This window comes from Devosia oryzisoli, from assembly GCF_014837245.1.
GTDB lineage: Bacteria > Pseudomonadota > Alphaproteobacteria > Rhizobiales > Devosiaceae > Devosia > Devosia oryzisoli.
The window spans coordinates 198,650-214,977 of the sequence record NZ_JACYFU010000001.1 but is presented as its reverse complement, the minus strand read 5'-3'; the positions used below and the strand labels follow the sequence as shown (position 1 = coordinate 214,977).

Genomic DNA, 16,328 nt, shown 5'->3' with positions numbered 1-16,328 from the left:
AACCCTGGCGTGGGCGCACCAGCTGGTGCGCCCCTTCGCACATTCTTCTGGCGGGGCCTGCGATGAATACGCTCATCATTGCCGCGGTGTTGCTGATCATGCTCGGCGTGGCCTACCAGTCCGGCTGGTCCCGGGGCCGGGGCCTGGCCACGGTCGGCGGCACGCGCGTTCACTCCCGGCCGCAATATCACGGGTCCTTCGTTGCCGTCTGGACGATGATCCCGGCGCTCCTCATTCTGGCGCTCTGGGCCTATTTCGGCCCTGGCCTCACCCGCTCCTACACCGTCGCCCAGATCCCGCAGGACATTCTCCTGTCGCTCGACCAGGCCGGCCTCAATTCCGAAATTGCGCGCATCCAGTCGATGGCCTCAGGCTTCGGCGCCACGGGCGAAATCGCCGATTGGGAAGCCGCTGCCGGCGCCGCGCTCCGCTCGTTCCAGTTCCTGACCTTTGCCGGCGTCCTCGTCCTGGCCATCCTTGCCGGCGGCTCGGCGCTCGTCTACGCCCGCAGCCGCATTACGGCTCGCCTGCGCGCCCGCACCGCAGTAGAGCAGTTCATCTCCTGGATGCTTCTGGCCTGCTCTGCGGTGGCCATTCTGACCACACTGGGTATCGTCGCCTCGCTGGTGACGGAAGCCTTCAAGTTCTTCACCTTCATCAGCCCGATCGACTTCTTCCTCGGCACCGTCTGGGCGCCCAACAATGCCGCCAATGGCGGCAACTACGGCTCCTATGGACTTTTGCCGCTGCTGACGGGCACGCTGATGATCACGGCCATTGCCATGCTCGTCGCGGTTCCCGTGGGCCTGATGGCCGCAATCTACCTCAGCCAATATGCCCATCCCCGGCTGCGCGCGGTCGCCAAGCCGCTCATCGAAATCCTGGCCGGCATCCCCACCATCGTGTTCGGCTTTTTCGCCCTCGTAACTGTCGGCCCCTTCCTGCGCGACCTGGGCAATTTCATCGGGCTCGACATCAACGCGACGAGCGCCCTGACCGCGGGCATCGTCATGGGCATCATGATCATCCCCTTCGTGTCCTCGCTCAGCGACGACATTCTCAACCAGGTGCCGAGTTCTCTGCGTGATGGCGCCTATGGGCTTGGCGCCACCCAATCGGAGACGATCCGGAACGTGCTGCTGCCAGCCGCCCTCCCCGGCATCGTCGGCGCTTTCCTCCTCGCCGTCAGCCGCGCCGTCGGGGAAACCATGATCGTGGTGCTGGCCGCAGGCAATGCGCCCATCCTGCGCTTCAACCCGCTCGAGCCCGTGGGCACCATCACCGTATCCATCGTCAATCAGCTGACCGGCGATACCGACTTCACCGGGCCGCAGTCGCTGGTGGGCTTTGCGCTGGGCCTGACGCTCTTCGTCATGACGCTCGGCCTCAACATCTTCGCGCTCTACATCGTGCGCCGCTTCCGGGAGCAGTACGAATAATGGCTGATCTCACCGCTTCCGATTCCGCCGCCCGCAGGCAGCGCGTCCGCGCCGGCCTCAAGCGCCGCCACCTGGGCGAGCAGCTGTTCCGCGGCTTCGGCCTCCTGGCCATTGCCGTCGCGCTCGGTTTTGTCGCGCTCCTGTTCATCGACATCGGCCGCAAGGGTATTCCGGCCTTCGTGCAGACCAACCTTCACCTGGCCGTCACCTTTGATCCCGCCGTCATCAAGCTTGATCCCAAGCCGGAGCCATCGCAGTTCGCCTCGGAAGCCGAGTACCGGGCAGCCAGCCTTGCCTGGCAGCGCGACGCGGCGCTGCTCAACTGGAACAAGATCGTCGAGGCCGCCCTGCGCCAGGCGGCCCCCGCAGGCTTCGACATCGATGCCCGTGCCCTGCTGCGCATCCCCGAAACCAACGCGCGTCACCAACTGCGCGAAATGTTCGTCGCAAACCCCGACCTGCTCGGCCAGACCGTGGAGGTCGACCTGCTTGGCTCCGCCGACACTGACAACTGGGTCAAGGGCAATATCGATCGCTCCCTGGGCGACGCACAGCAGCAACTGGCCCCCGAGGCGCGCGCGCTGATCGACCAGTTCCAGCAAGAGGGCATTATCTCCACCGGTTTTGCGTGGTCGATCTTCACCAATGTCGACAGCCGCTCCGCTCCCGCCTCGGCCGGCCTTCTGGGCGCCTTCATGGGCACGCTCTGGATGATGCTGATCGTCATCGTGCTGGCTGTGCCCATCGGCGTGGCGGCAGCGATCTACCTCGAAGAATTCGCGCCGAAATCCCGGCTGACCGACCTCATCGAGGTCAACATCAACAATCTCGCGGCCGTTCCGTCGATTGTCTTCGGTCTCCTCGGCGCTGCCGTCTTCGTCAACTGGGCGCACCTGCCGCTTTCGGCGCCGCTGGTTGGCGGGCTCGTCCTCACGCTGATGACGCTGCCCACCATCATCATCGCCACCCGCGGGGCGCTGCTGGGCGTCTCCCCCGCCCTCCGCCAGGCGGCTCTGGGCATGGGGGCCAGCAAGACGCAGATGGTGTTCCACCACGTGCTGCCGGTGACCTTCCCCTCCATCCTCACGGCCACCATCCTGGGCGTTGCCCACGCCTTGGGAGAGACCGCGCCGCTGCTGCTGATCGGCATGAAGGCTTTTGTGGCCTCCGTGCCGGCAACCCCGCTGGACCAGGCGACGGCCCTGCCCGTGCAGATCTACCTCTGGCAGGGCAACGAAAACCGCAACTTCTTTGAACCCCGCACCGCTGCCGCTATCATCGTGCTGCTCGCGGTCATGATCATCCTCAATGGCGCTGCCATCTATCTGCGCTCCAGATTGGAAAAGCGCGCCTGATCGGCGCCTCGGGCAGAAGGAAACACTTCAATGGACTTGATGTCCGGCAAGGTTAAGATGACCCAGCAAACCGTGACGACGTCGATGAATCCGAGCGAAGGTCTCGACCGGCCCATCCGCCTCACTGCCCGGGACGTTACCGTTCACTACGGCGCCAAGCAGGCCCTGTTCGGCATCTCCATCGACATCCCCGACCGGGCCGTGACCGCCTTCATTGGGCCCTCGGGCTGCGGCAAGTCGACCTTCCTGCGCTGCATCAACCGCATGAACGACACCATCGAAGGCGCCCGCGTCGGCGGCACGATCAGGCTCGATGGCCAGGACATCTACGCCCCTGATCTCGACGTGGTCGAGCTGCGCGCCCGGGTCGGCATGGTGTTCCAGAAGCCCAATCCTTTCCCCAAGTCCATCTACGACAACGTCGCCTACGGCCCTCGCATCCATGGTCTGGCCCGCAACAAGGCCGATCTCGATGAGATCGTGATCTCCTCGCTGCGCAAGGCTGGCCTTTTCGAGGAGGTCAAGGATCGACTGAACGAGCCCGGCACGGGTCTGTCCGGTGGGCAGCAGCAGCGCCTCTGCATTGCCCGCGCCATCGCCGTCGGCCCGGAAGTCATCCTGATGGACGAGCCCTGCTCCGCCCTTGACCCGATCGCCACCGCCATCATCGAAGAGCTGATCGACGAGCTGCGCGAGAACTACACGATCGTCATCGTCACCCACTCCATGCAGCAAGCCGCCCGCGTCAGCCAGCGCACCGCCTTCTTCCACCTGGGCAACCTCATCGAGCAGGGCAAGACCGAAGACATCTTCACCAACCCGGTGAACAAGCAGACCCAGGACTACATCATGGGCCGCATCGGCTGATCGCCGATCGAGAGGAGACAATCATGCCCGCATCCAGTCCCGAACACATCGTAACCTCCTACACCGACGAGCTGCTCGCCCTGGCGCGGGCCATCGCCGAGATGGGGGGGCAGGTGGAAGTTGCCATCGAAAACGGCACCAAGGCCCTCCTCAAGCTCGACCGCGAACTGGCGGAGCTCACTATCATCGCCGACCAGCGCATCGACGACATGCAGCGCCGCATCGATGACATGGCCGTTTCCATGATTGCGCGCCGCCAGCCCATGGCCAGCGACCTGCGCGCCATCATCACCTCCATCCACGTCGCCAACGATCTTGAACGCATTGGCGACATGGCCAAGCAGCTGGCACGCCGCTCCCTCAAGCTCGAAGGCATCAACCTCCAGCCCACCTTCTACAACGGCGTCAAGAACATGACGGCCCTGGTGCTCCGTCAGGTCAAGGATGCCCTGGACGCCTACGCCAACCGGGACGCGGCCGCTTCGGTCGAAGTGTGCAATCGCGACGACGAAGTGGACGCCATGCACACCTCGCTGTTCCGCGAACTCCTGACCTACATGCTCGAGGACCCGCGCAACATCACCACCTGCACGCACCTCCTGTTCTGCGCCAAGAACCTCGAACGCATCGGCGATCACGCGACCAACATCGCCGAACGCGCCTACTACCTCGAGACCGGCAAGCAGCTGACCAGCGACGTCCAGGAACTCCAGCGCCAGCAGATCAAGACCTGACCGGCGCCGCACACGGCACAGTAGACCTCATCCTGAGCCTGTCGAAGGACGAGGTCGTGCCACCAAAGTCTCCACTTGCCCGACCCCATGGTTCGACAGGCTCACCATGAGGTCTTCGAAGCCGCGGCGCTCGCACGCCAATGGATTGAACCCATGCCCGCGACCATTCTTGTTGTCGAAGACGAAGGCGATATCGCCCTTCTCCTGCGATACAACCTCGAAGCCGAAGGCTTCCGCGTCGTCACCGCCGAAACCGGCGACGAGGCGTTGCAGGCCATTCAGGAAAAGCTGCCCGACCTGATCCTGCTCGATTGGATGCTGCCCGAAATTTCGGGCATCGAACTCTGCCGGCGTCTGCGCACGCGGGACGAGACCTCCCGCACCCCCATCATCATGCTGACGGCGCGCGGTGAGGAAGAGGAGCGCGTCCGGGGCCTCTCCACCGGGGCCGACGACTACATGGTAAAGCCGTTCTCCGTGCCCGAGCTTCTCGCCCGCATCAACGCGCTGTTGCGCCGCGCCAACCCCAATCTCGTCACCTCGGCCCTCAAGGTGGGCGACCTGGAGCTCGACCGCACTACTCACCGCGTGCGCCGCGCCTCCCGAGACGTCCATCTGGGGCCCACGGAATACCGGCTGCTCGAATACCTGATGCGCCACCCCGGCCGGGTCTACTCCCGCGAGCAGCTGCTCGACGGCGTTTGGGGCAACGACGTCTATGTCGATGAGCGGACGGTGGACGTCCATATCGGCCGCCTGCGCCGCGCGATCAATCGCGGCCGCGAAGCCGACCCTATCCGCACCGTGCGCGGCGCCGGCTACGCCTTCGACGAGCGTTTCGCCCAGACCGCCTGACGCCATCCGGCTGCCGCCCAGAAGCGCACTGCCGCAGTCGCGCGGCTGCCGGCGCACAGCCGCTCTTCATCGCCGGCACCCTCTTGCCGCCCTGCGGGGGTTCATGCAATATCGGGCAACGGAAAAGCTTTTCCGGACCCCTTAACGCACGCGCTTGCTCGCTTTGACTCCTCTGTCGACCAATTAGGAAAAGCTTTTCCGCCCGATGTCCCCGCGCCCCACCCTCCGCGATGTTGCCACCCACGCCGGCGTCAGCCTGGGCACGGCATCGAAGGCGCTCAACAAGTCGGGCACCCTACGCTCCGAGACGCGCAACAAGGTGCTGGCCTCCGCACGCGCCCTGGGCTTTCGCCCCAACGACCTGGCGCAGGCCCTCCATCGCGGCCAGAGCTACACCGTCGGCCTGATTTCCAACGACAGCTTCGGGCGCTTCACCATGCCCATCATGGAGGGGCTCGAAGACGTGCTGCACGAAGCGGGCATCGCGCTCTTCATGTGCAACGCCACCGACGATCCGGAGCGCGAGAAGCGCCATATCGATCAGTTGCTGGGCAAGCGGGTCGATGGCCTCGTTTTTACGGGTCGCCGCGCCGACCGTCGTCCCGCACCCGGTCTCAATCTTGGGGGCTTGCCCACGATCTACGTCTTTTCCCAGAGCGACGAACCCGGCTCGGTCTGTCTTCTGCCCGACGACGCCGGGGGCGCGCGTCTCGCCACCGAACACCTGCTGGCGCTCGGGCGCGGCCGCATTGCCCACGTCACGGGGCCGCAGGATTTCGAGGCGGTCCGCCTGCGCCACGAGGGATACCGGCAGGCTCTCACCGGGGCCGACCGCGCGGTTGACCCCGATCTTGTCCTTTACGGAGACTGGTCGGAACACTGGGGACGCGAGGCGCTGCACCGGCTTTGCGCGCTTGCGCAGCCCCCGGATGCCATCGTGGCCGGCAACGACCAGATCGGCCGCGGCCTTCTCGAGGCCATGCGCGAGCGTGGCCTCGTGGCGCCGGACGACATCGCCGTGATCGGCTTCGACAACTGGAGCGTGATGGCCGAGGCCGCGCGCCCGCCGCTCTCCAGCATCGACATGAACCTGCGCGCGCTTGGCGAGGAAGCCGGGCGCCGTCTGAGGCGGATGATGGCTGGCGAAGAGATCGCCAGCACCGCCCGCCTGCCCTGTTCGCTGGTCGTTCGCGCCAGCACTGATCCCACCGCGTGAATTGGCCGAACCGGCCGGAGGAGAAAAGAATGCGCCGCTACCACCCCGTCGATTTCACCCGCGTGAGCCTCACCGGACCGTTCTGGTCCGAGCGGCTCGAAACGGTGCTGACCCGCACCGTCCCCAGCCAATACAGGAAGCTCGACGAGAGCGGCATCCTGGAGTCGCTGGACCTCAAGGATCCGCCACCACCCCTGCGCATCCCCCGCAATGCCAGCGGGTTCACCACCCAGTACTTCTGGGATTCAGACCTCGGCAAGTGGATAGAGGCGGCCGGCTATGCCCTGCGCCACCGCCGCGACCCGGCGGTCGAAGCGCAGGTCGACGCCATCGTCGACAAGCTCGAAGCGGCGCAGATGGACGATGGCTACCTCAACCTCTGGTACCAGGGCCACGAAATCGAGAACCGCTGGACCAATTTGCGCGACCGCCACGAGCTCTACAACGCAGGCCACCTGCTCGAAGGCGCCATCGCCTATTTCCAGGCCACCGGACGCCGCAAGTTCCTCGACGTCATGGAGCGCTACATCGAGCACATCCGCACCACCTTCGGCCCGAACGAGGGCCAGAAGCGCGGCTACCCCGGGCACCAGGAAATCGAGCTGGCGCTGGTCAAGCTCTATCACCTGACCGGTGAGCGCAAGCACCTCGACCTCGCCACCTATTTCATCAACGAGCGCGGCCGCCAGCCGCACTATTTCGACCAGGAAGCGGTCGCCCGCGGCGACGATCCGACAAAGTACCACTTCTATAATTCGGGCAACTACGAATACAGCCAGTCCCACAGGCCGGTGCGCGAGCAGGACAAGGTGGTCGGCCACGCCGTGCGCGCCTTCTACATGTATGCCGCCATGGCCGACCTCGCCGCCGACCTCGACGACGACAGCCTGCGCCACGCCTGCGAAGTGTTGTGGAAGGACGTCACGACGACCCGCATGTACGTCACCGGCGGCTTCGGCCCCTCGGCCTCCAACGAGGGCTTCACCACCGACTACGACCTGCCCAACGACACCGCCTATTGCGAAACCTGCGCCTCGGTGGCGATGGTCTTCTGGGCCCAGCGCATGCTCAACATCGAGCTCGACGGGCAGTACGCGGAAATCCTCGAACAGGCTCTCTACAACGGCACGCTTTCGGGCCTCAGCCGCGATGGCGAGCTCTACTTCTACGAGAACAAGCTCGAGAGCGACGGCAGCCACCGCCGCTGGCCATGGCACCCCTGCCCCTGCTGCACCATGAACGTCTCGCGGCTTGTGGCGTCGGTCGGCGGCTACTTCTATTCGGTTGGTGGCGACTCCATTGCCGTCAACCTCTATGGGGGCAACAGCGCCGAACTCGACATGGGCGGCCGCAAGATCCGCATCGACGAGCAGTCCACCTACCCCTGGTCGGGCAGCATTCGCATCACGGTGCACCCCGATGGGCACGGCCCCTTCGCGCTCAAGCTGCGCATCCCCGATTGGGCGGCCAGGGACGCCGTCGCGGTGCTCAATGGCAATCCGGTGGACGTTCCGGGCCAGACGGAAAGCGGCTATCTCGTCATCCACCGCGACTGGCTCGACGGCGACACCATCCAGCTCGAGCTGCCCATGAAGGCGCGGCGCATCTACGCCAACCCCAAGGTCAGGATGGACCGCCACCGCGTCGCTCTCGCCCGCGGACCGCTGGTCTACTGCGCCGAGCAGGCGGACAACCCGACACCGGTCCCCGACCTGATCCTGCCGCGCGATGCCGTCGTGGCCGACAAGCCACGCGACGACCTCTTCGACGGCATCGTCACCTTGACCGCACCGGCCCAGACCATTGCGGCCAGGGACTGGGGCAACGACCTCTACCGCACCACGCCGCCGGAGGTGTCCCAGACAACGCTTACGGCCATCCCCTACTTCCTCTGGGCCAACAGGGAGCCTGGGACCATGCAGGTCTGGATCCGCGAAAGCTGACGCCAACAAAAACGGGGCCCGAGGGCCCCGTTTTCTTGTCCTGTCGCTGCCGACGCCTTAGCCAGCGGCCGTATAGGCCGTCTTGACGATGGTGAAGAACTCGGCCGCGTACTTGCCCTGCTCGCGCGGGCCGTAGCTGGAGCCCTTGCGCCCACCGAACGGCACGTGGAAATCGACGCCGGCGGTCGGCACGTTGACCATCACCATGCCCGCTTCGGAGTTGCGCTTGAAGTCCGTGGCGTATTTGAGCGAGGTCGTGACGATGCCGGCGCTGAGGCCGAACTCGGTGTCGTTGGCTGTCGCCAGCGCCTCGTCGTAATCCTTCACCTTGATCACCGAGGCGACCGGGCCAAAGATTTCCTCGCGGGCAATCCGCATCTGGTTGGTGACCCCCGTGAACAGGGCCGGCTGCAGGAAGTAGCCTTCCGTCTCCTTGTTGACGCGGTTGCCACCGGTGCGCAGTTCGGCGCCTTCCTTTTGGCCGATGTCGATGTAGTCCATATCCTGCTTGAGCTGGCTGGGATCGACCACGGGACCAATTTCGGTGTCCTTGGCAAGGGCATCGCCCACGCGCAACTTCTTGGTCCGCTCGCACAGCGCATCGACGAATTTGTCGTGGATGCCTTCGGTCACGATGATGCGGCTGGCCGCCGTGCAGCGCTGTCCGGTCGAGAAGAACGCCGACTGCGCCACCGTTTCCACCGCGACCTTGAGGTCGGCATCGTCGAGCACGACCGTGGGGTTCTTGCCGCCCATTTCGAGCTGGAACTTGCGCCCGACCTTGATCGAGGCTTCCGCCACGCGCTTGCCCGTCCCCACCGAACCGGTGAAGGTCAGCGCATTGACGTCGGGGCTGTCGAGCAGGGTCTGTCCGACCACCGAGCCCTTGCCCATGACGAGGTTCAGCACGCCCTTGGGCAGGCCGGCGCGGTGCAGAATGTCGACGATCGCCCAGGTCGACCCCGGCACGAGGTCCGCCGGCTTGATGACGACGGTGTTGCCATAGGCCAGCGCCGGCGCGATCTTCCAGGTCGGAATGGCGATCGGAAAATTCCACGGCGTGATGATGCCGACAACGCCCACCGGCTCGCGGGTAATTTCAACGGTCAGACCGGGACGGGCGCTGGGCAGGATTTCCCCCGCCAGGCGCAGCGTCTCGCCAGCGAAGAAGTCGAAGATTTGCGCCGCGCGCGTCACTTCGCCGATGCCCTCGGGCAGCGTCTTGCCTTCCTCGCGGCTCAGCAGTTCACCCAGTTCCTGCTTGCGCGCCAGGATTTCCTGGCTGGCCTTGGAGAGGATGGCGTGCCGTTCAAGAATGCCCGAGCGCGACCATTTGGGGAAAGCCGCCTTGGCGGCAGCAATGGCCTGCTTGGTGTCCTCGGCCGTGGCGCGCGCATAGACGCCCACCACTTCCTTGAGGTTGGACGGGTTGATGTTCTCGACACCGTCTGTCCCGACCCATTCGCCGTCGATCAGGTTCTTGTGCAATTCGGTCATGGAAAGCCTTTCGATTGTCGTGCGCCGCGGCGGGAGAGATGCCGTCGGCGTCGGTCAGAGCAGGTCCGCGCGAGCGAGGTCCCGCATGAGATGGCTGGCGCCGTAGGTCCAGGGCGGGCATTTGGTAGATAGGTTCACGCGGTTGGAAAGTGTACCCAGCGCAGGCGTCGAAATAGAGACAATGTCGCCGATCTTGTGGGTGAACCCCTTGCCCGCCCCATCGCGGTCCTTCACCGGCGCAAACATCGTGCCGAGGTAAAGCACCAGACCATCGGGATATTGGTGATGCTCCCCCAGGGTCGCCGCCACCAGCGATTCCGGCGTCCGCGAGATTTCTGCCATGTTGGAGCGGCCTTCGAGGACAAAACCGTCCTCGCCTTCGACCCGCAGCCCCACCTCGGCGCCCTTCACCGTCTCCAGCGTGAACTCGCCGTCGAACAGGCGCACAAAGGGGCCGAGCGAGGCCGAGGCGTTGTTGTCCTTGGCCTTCCCGAGCAGCAGCGCCGACCGGCCCTCGACGTCCCGGAGGTTGACGTCATTGCCCAGCGTGGCGCCGATGATCTGGCCGCTGCTGGTCACCAGCAGGGCGATCTCGGGCTCGGGATTGTTCCAGCTTGAAATCGGGTGCAGGCCCACATCCGCTCCCGGACCCACCGCGCTCATCGGCTGCGCCTTGGTGAAGATTTCCGCGTCCGGCCCGATCCCTACTTCCAGGTACTGGCTCCAGACGCCCTTCTCGATGAGCGCCGCCTTGACGTTCATCGCCGCATCCGAGCCGGGAACCAACTCGCTCAGATCGGTGCCAATGAGCCCGAGGATTTCGACCCGCAGCGCATCGGCGCGCCCCTTGTCACCGCGCGCCTGCTCCTCGATCACGCGCTCGAGCAGCGACACCACGAAGGTGACGCCCGAGGCCTTGATCGCTTGAAGGTCAACCGGAGCGAGCAGGCGTGGCAGGGAAGCTTCGGCCTGCGCGAGGATCGCGGCGGCATCACCCAGCGGCTTGCCCTCAGCGGTGCGCACATGCTCGGCCGCGCGTCCGCTCTCGGCAATGTCGCGCACCGTCGCCATGCCCTTGGCGGTGATGTCGATGAGCTGTCCATCCCGCAGCGTGACGACACTGGGATAGGCTTGTCCGGGAACGGCGGCACGCCCAAGCAGGATACCGTCCGGAAGGCTGGTCGCGTTCATGGGCACTCCGCGCGTCTGGTTCGCCGTTGACTAGCCCATGCACCGCAGGCGAGGCAAGCCGCGTAGCAAATAAATCATACTTATGTTGCGGCATCCGGGGTAGTTCATCTCGTTCAATCGCGGTTCATCTGCGCCGCAATACTGACGCATTGGACGGGTCAAGCTCGACCCGCATCAGAGGAGTCTTTTCATGCGTCGACTGACCGCTCTCGTTCCCGCCCTGCTGCTTGCGGGCCTCTCCGTGCCGGCCCTGGCCGCCAGCATCACCGTCCAGGGCGAAGGCGAGGTCACCGCCACTCCGGACACGGCCATCATCAACTCGGGCGTCACCACCCAGGCGGATACGGCGCGCGACGCGCTCGACGCCAACTCCAAGGCCATGGATGAGCTGCTGGCGGCGCTCAAGGAGGCCGGCATCGAGAAGCGCGACATCCAGACCTCGAACTTCTCGGTCAACCCCAACTACGTCTATTCCGACAATCGTGACGAGAACGGCTATTCGCTGCCGCCCCGCATCAATGGCTACCAGGTGTCCAATACCGTCACCGTGCGGGTGCGCAACCTCGATGACCTTGGCGCCATTCTCGACAAATCGGTCACCGTCGGCGCCAACACGATCAACGGCATCAGCTTCTCGGTGGCTGATCCTTCCGAACTGCTGAACGATGCCCGCCGCGAGGCGGTCAAGGACGCGCGCGAAAAGGCCGAGCTCTATGCCGAAGCCGCCGGCGTGACCCTGGGTGATCTCGAGTCTATTTCCGAAAGCCAGAATTCGTCCGGTGCCCCGCCCTACCCCATGTACGCACGCGCCGAGGCCGCCGCCGAAGTGCCTGTGGCCGCAGGCGAAATGAGCTTTTCGGTGACGGTCAACGTCGAGTGGGATTTGACCAACAAGGCCGATTGAGTGGGGATAAACCTGGCGGGTGCCACTTTTTGGCCAAACCAGATCGTCACTCGGGCGTTGCGTTATCGGTCACTGACACAGTGGCTGATGCCACGGCCTACCCGATTCCCCTCATCGAGGGGGCTTGGGCGGTGGGGGCGGATATCAACCGTAGTCACCCGTCCCCACCAACCCTCCTTGCGTCCCGCTCAGCCGGCGAGCACTTTCCACAGCATGTTGAGCCCGACGAGAACGAGGAAGACGGCGAAGACGTATTTGAGCGTCTTCTGGTCCATCCTGTGCGCCAGCGCGGCTCCGGCCGGGGCGAATACGGCCGCCAGGGCGCCGACGAGCACCAGCGCCACTAGGTTGACGTAACCCAGGCTCAGTGGCGGCAGGCCCTCGACACCCCAACCCGAGATGATCAGGCCTAGGCTGCCGGAGATGGCTATGGCGACGCCGATGCCGGCTGATGTCCCCACCGCCTTGTGCATGGTCTCCCCGAACGCCACCAGGGTCGGCACCGTCAGTGAGCCGCCGCCGATCCCCATGAGGGACGAGATATAGCCCACGACAAACCCTGATGCGCGATGGGTCGCCTTGGAGCCCTTGAGGTGCCCCATCAGGCGCGTCTGGAAGGCGAAGACGATATTGGCCGCAATGACGAAGGCCATGACGGCAAAGACGATGCGCAGCACGTCGCCGGAAAACCATCCCGCCATCAATCCACCGATGAAGGTGCCGGCCACGATGGACGGCGCCCAGAGCTTGAGCACCTCCCAGTCCATGGAGTTGCGCTTGAAATGCGAGCGGGCGCTCATCACGCCGGTGGGGATGATGATGGCGAGCGAGGAGCCCACCGCCACGTGCTGCACCACGTCGGCGTCATAGCCCAGGAGCAGCAGCGCATTGGAGAGCGCCGGCACGATGATGGCGCCGCCGCCGATTCCCAACAACCCGGCTGCGATCCCGGACACCACGCCGGTGGCCATCAATCCCAGGACGAATGGCCAATACCCGGCCACGGCGCTCCAATCCATGCTATTCCCCGATGATGTGGAGCACGATCTGCCGCCGATGCGGGCGCCGCCTGTGCTCGAAAAGATAAAGTCCCTGCCACGTTCCGAAGACAGGCTGCCCGTCCACGACGGGTATGCCTATGGACGTCTGGGTCAGCGACGCCTTGACATGGGCCGGCATGTCGTCCGGCCCTTCGGTCGTGTGCACCAGCCAGTCCATCCCCTCCGGCACCAGCCGGCGGAAGAAGCCCATGAGGTCCGTTTGGACGTCCGGATCGGCGTTTTCCTGGATCAGCAGCGAACATGACGTATGGCGGACATAGGCGGTCAAAAGCCCCCGACTGACCCCTGAGCGGGAGACGAATCCCGTCACCGCATCGGTCACTTCGTAAAGGCCCTGCCCGCCAGTCCCGATGTCGATCGTGTCCAAGAGCTGCTGCATCCATCCGGCCTAGCATGGCACGACGCCTGCGAGGAGCCATGATGGCGCCAGATCGTCCACCCCGCCGCAATCGTGCCAGATTGCCAAACTCTTCTATTCTCTTCACAACCTCGGGAACCGGGGCGGGAGGGCGGCGTTCTGCCGGTTACGGGGCCTGCCGCGCGCCCTCCCTGCTTAAGCTGCACGTTCAGTTTGTATTCAGGATCCGCCTACGATGCTCGGCAGGACGTGTGAACAACACAAAAGGACAAAACCCATGCGCCTCAAGAACTGGCTCCTGACTGGGACCAGCATCACCATCCTGGCTTTCGCCCCTCTGTCGGCCCACGCCCAGGATGCTGAACTGCAGTCTGCCTACCAGGCCTACGTCGACGCCCAGGCGTCTGGCGATGCGGCCGCTCTCGAAGCCGCCCAAGGCTCCCTGACGCAGCTCTGCATTGTCGCGGGCTATGCCAACCTCGACGAATGCATCGCGGCCCTCAGCGGCGGCGCACCTGCGGCGGCCCCTGAAGAAGCGCCGGCACCCGAAGCCGCTCCTGAAGAGCCCGCGCCCGTAGAAGAGCCCGCTGCCCAGGCTCCAGCCGAGGAACCTGCGCCGGTCGCCGAAGAGCCAGCCCCTGCCGCCGAAGAACCGGCACCGGCCGTTGAAGAACCTGCTCCGGTTGCAGAAGAACCTGCACCCGTTGCCGAAGAGCCGGCTCCGGTCGAAGAGCCCGCGCCTGCTGCCGAAGAACCGGCCCCTGTTCCCGAAGAGGCGGCTCCCGTCGCAGAAGAACCTGCTCCCGTGCCCGAAGAGCCCGTCGCACCGGCAGCCGAAGAACCTGCTCCCGTTGCCGAAGAGCCTGTCGCACCGGCAGCCGAAGAACCCGCTCCGGCTCCGCAGGATCAGCCTGCCGAAATGACCACGCAGGTCGAACCCGAACCCGCTCCGGCCGAACCCGAAGCAGCCCCCGAGGCCGCTCCGCCGACCGAGGCAGCTCCGGACGAGCAGCCTGCTGCTGGCGCCCAGATCGACATCAGCGCCGAACTTGCGGCGCAGGTCGATGCCTATAACGCTGCCCTTGCCGACATGATGTCGGGTGGCGATACGGCCGATGCCCAGGCGCGGCTGGCCGCCGCACGCGCCGAGATCGCCGATCTCTGCGCTCAGGCCGGCATCCCCGATATCGACGCCTGCTTGGCCCAGTATGGCCTGTCCTTGCCGCCTGTGCCGGCGCTCGACGGCGCTGCACCGGCCGCAGAACCGGCGCAGCCGTCTGACGAAACGGCCCCGGCCGGCGAAGCCGCCCCAACTGAAGGCGCTCAGCCCGGCGAAGCCGCCCCGGCTGAAGGCGCTCAGCCCGGCGACAACCAGCCTGCGCCGGTTGAAACCACCACTCCGGATGGCCAGCCTGCCGAGCTCGTCGAAGATCTGCCGGAAGGCGTGAGCGCAGAGCAGATCGCTCCGGTGCTCGATAGCGCCAAGGACGTCGAAGGCGGTGCTGCACCAGCCGCTGACGCCAACGTGGAAGCCACCACCGACGCCAATGCCGACGTGCAGGCGGCTCCGGCCGAACCGGCAGCCCCTCCACCGCAGGACGACGCCGCTGCGCAGTCCAGCCTTGAAGTACCGGTAGAGACAGCAGCTTTCTCGGCCGTCGCCGAAGACGGTGAGCAAGTTGATGCTGCTGCCGTGGAGCCCACGGTGCCGCAGAACGTCACCATCATCAACCAGACCAACATCACCAACAACCAGACCAACATCACCAACAATGTCTCGACCGGCGACAACTCGAACGTTGCCATCGGCCAGCAGACCAACCAGGGCAGCGAGACCGTCCAGGGTGCTGTGACCGAGCAGAGCGCTGCTGGCAGCGAGCAGCAGGGTGATCGTCTTGTTGGCCGCGCCGAGCCCATCACGCAGTTCATCCTGCAGGTCGGCACGCAACTGGTGATCAACTCTGTCGGCCAGGACACGTCGCGCTTCTATGATCCGCAGGAAGACGAGATCTATTACGAGCGCCTCGGCAATGGCCGTGTCCGCGAAACCATCACTCGCCCCGACGGTAGCCAGGTGGTGACGGTGCGCAATTCCCAGGGCGACATCCTGCGTCGCTCGCGCATCACGCCGGACGGTCGTGAAATCGTCCTCAACTGGGTGGATGACCGCTACTACGACAATGTGGCTGATTGGGTCGACCCGGCCGCCAACCTGCCTCCGCTGCGTCTCAACATTCCGGTTCGCGAGTACGTGCTCGACGCCGAATATGCAGACGTGAATGAGGTCGCGCGCTTCTTTGCCCAGCCGCCGGTGGAAAACGTCAATCGTCTCTACTCGATCGACGAAGTGAAGCGGTCCGCCCGCGTTCGCGACACCGTCCGCCGCCTCGAGGTGGGTAACCTCACCTTCGATACCGGTTCGGCCAATATCAGCCGGGATCAGGTAGCCAACCTATCCACCGTGGCGAACGCGATGCTGAACCTGCTCAAGCAGAACCCGGCCGAAACCTTCCTCATCGAAGGCCACACCGACGCCGTAGGCTCGGACATCTCCAACCTGAAGCTGTCCGATCTCCGGGCTGCCACGGTCGCCCGCATCCTGACGGACTTCTACAATGTGCCGCCGGAAAACCTGGCGACCCAGGGCTATGGCGAGCGGTACCTCAAGATCCGCACCGAAGATGCGGAGCGCGAGAACCGCCGCGTCACCATCCGCCGCATCACCCCGCTGGTGACCGTCGCCAACCGCTAACGGCGTTGGTCGCAGCAAAAAAGGCCGGGCCATGCCCGGCCTTTTTTGCATCCGGCGCCCCCCAGTGAAGATTCCACGAAAAAGCCACATTCAAAAGCCGGTGAACGCGACCAAGCGCCCGACTTAAACCTCTGATGTCGCTTACTAATTACCGTG

13 protein-coding genes are annotated in these 16,328 nt (G+C 65.1%); 9 read left to right on the top strand and 4 right to left on the bottom strand.

Going from position 1 to position 16,328, the window contains the following annotated elements; translation table 11 throughout:
* Window positions 1-62: 62 nt before the first annotated feature.
* The 7 genes from pstC to IC608_RS01060 all read left to right on the top strand — a co-directional run bounded on the left by pstC (window position 63) and on the right by IC608_RS01060 (window position 8,409).
* Window positions 63-1,439 carry a phosphate ABC transporter permease subunit PstC gene (gene pstC / locus IC608_RS01090; RefSeq protein WP_191772190.1) on the top strand — a complete coding sequence of 459 codons (1,377 nt, stop codon included), beginning with the start codon at window positions 63-65 and terminating at the stop codon, window positions 1,437-1,439.
* Window positions 1,439-2,794, top strand: coding sequence for a phosphate ABC transporter permease PstA (pstA, locus tag IC608_RS01085; protein WP_191772189.1), 1,356 nt, complete (start codon window positions 1,439-1,441; stop codon window positions 2,792-2,794). Before pstC ends, pstA begins: the two co-directional genes overlap by 1 nt.
* 84 nt (window positions 2,795-2,878) lie before the next feature.
* Complete coding sequence (pstB, locus tag IC608_RS01080) at window positions 2,879-3,661, top strand: phosphate ABC transporter ATP-binding protein PstB (protein WP_248306189.1); 783 nt, start codon at window positions 2,879-2,881, stop codon at window positions 3,659-3,661.
* Window positions 3,662-3,684: 23 nt separating this feature from the next.
* Window positions 3,685-4,395, top strand: coding sequence for a phosphate signaling complex protein PhoU (phoU, locus tag IC608_RS01075; protein WP_191772188.1), 711 nt, complete (start codon window positions 3,685-3,687; stop codon window positions 4,393-4,395).
* A gap of 153 nt (window positions 4,396-4,548) precedes the next feature.
* A complete protein-coding gene (gene phoB / locus IC608_RS01070; RefSeq protein WP_191772187.1) occupies window positions 4,549-5,250 on the top strand; it encodes a phosphate regulon transcriptional regulator PhoB in 702 nt (233 codons plus the stop codon).
* Between the two features lie 205 nt (window positions 5,251-5,455).
* Window positions 5,456-6,466 carry a LacI family DNA-binding transcriptional regulator gene (locus IC608_RS01065; protein WP_191772186.1) on the top strand — a complete coding sequence of 337 codons (1,011 nt, stop codon included), beginning with the start codon at window positions 5,456-5,458 and terminating at the stop codon, window positions 6,464-6,466.
* A 29-nt stretch (window positions 6,467-6,495) separates the two neighbouring features.
* A complete protein-coding gene (locus IC608_RS01060) occupies window positions 6,496-8,409 on the top strand; it encodes a glycoside hydrolase family 127 protein (protein ID WP_191772185.1) in 1,914 nt (637 codons plus the stop codon).
* Window positions 8,410-8,466: 57 nt separating this feature from the next.
* Here IC608_RS01060 and IC608_RS01055 read toward each other — a convergent pair whose 3' ends face one another.
* Entirely contained in the window at window positions 8,467-9,906 is a 1,440-nt protein-coding gene (locus IC608_RS01055) for an aldehyde dehydrogenase family protein (protein ID WP_191772184.1), read from the bottom strand.
* Window positions 9,907-9,960: 54 nt separating this feature from the next.
* Window positions 9,961-11,097: a fumarylacetoacetate hydrolase family protein gene (locus tag IC608_RS01050; protein WP_191772183.1), complete on the bottom strand. Its 1,137-nt coding sequence runs from the start codon at window positions 11,095-11,097 to the stop codon at window positions 9,961-9,963.
* A 190-nt stretch (window positions 11,098-11,287) separates the two neighbouring features.
* On the opposite strand from IC608_RS01050, the gene IC608_RS01045 reads away from it, so the two are divergent.
* Window positions 11,288-12,001 (top strand): SIMPL domain-containing protein, encoded by a 714-nt coding sequence (locus tag IC608_RS01045; RefSeq protein ID WP_191772182.1) that lies wholly within the window; start codon window positions 11,288-11,290, stop codon window positions 11,999-12,001.
* 188 nt (window positions 12,002-12,189) lie between these two features.
* On the opposite strand, the gene IC608_RS01040 is transcribed toward IC608_RS01045, so the two are convergent.
* Together IC608_RS01040 and IC608_RS01035 are read right to left on the bottom strand one after the other, a co-directional pair.
* A complete protein-coding gene (locus tag IC608_RS01040) occupies window positions 12,190-13,020 on the bottom strand; it encodes a sulfite exporter TauE/SafE family protein (RefSeq protein ID WP_191772181.1) in 831 nt (276 codons plus the stop codon).
* A gap of 1 nt (window position 13,021) precedes the next feature.
* The gene (locus IC608_RS01035) at window positions 13,022-13,441 is read right to left on the bottom strand and encodes a secondary thiamine-phosphate synthase enzyme YjbQ (RefSeq protein ID WP_191772180.1); all 420 of its coding nucleotides are present in this window, start codon (window positions 13,439-13,441) and stop codon (window positions 13,022-13,024) included.
* A 256-nt stretch (window positions 13,442-13,697) separates the two neighbouring features.
* Here IC608_RS01035 and IC608_RS01030 point away from each other — a divergent pair, with 256 nt between their 5' ends.
* Complete coding sequence (locus IC608_RS01030) at window positions 13,698-16,172, top strand: OmpA family protein (RefSeq protein ID WP_248306137.1); 2,475 nt, start codon at window positions 13,698-13,700, stop codon at window positions 16,170-16,172.
* The last annotated feature ends 156 nt before the right edge of the window (window positions 16,173-16,328 follow it).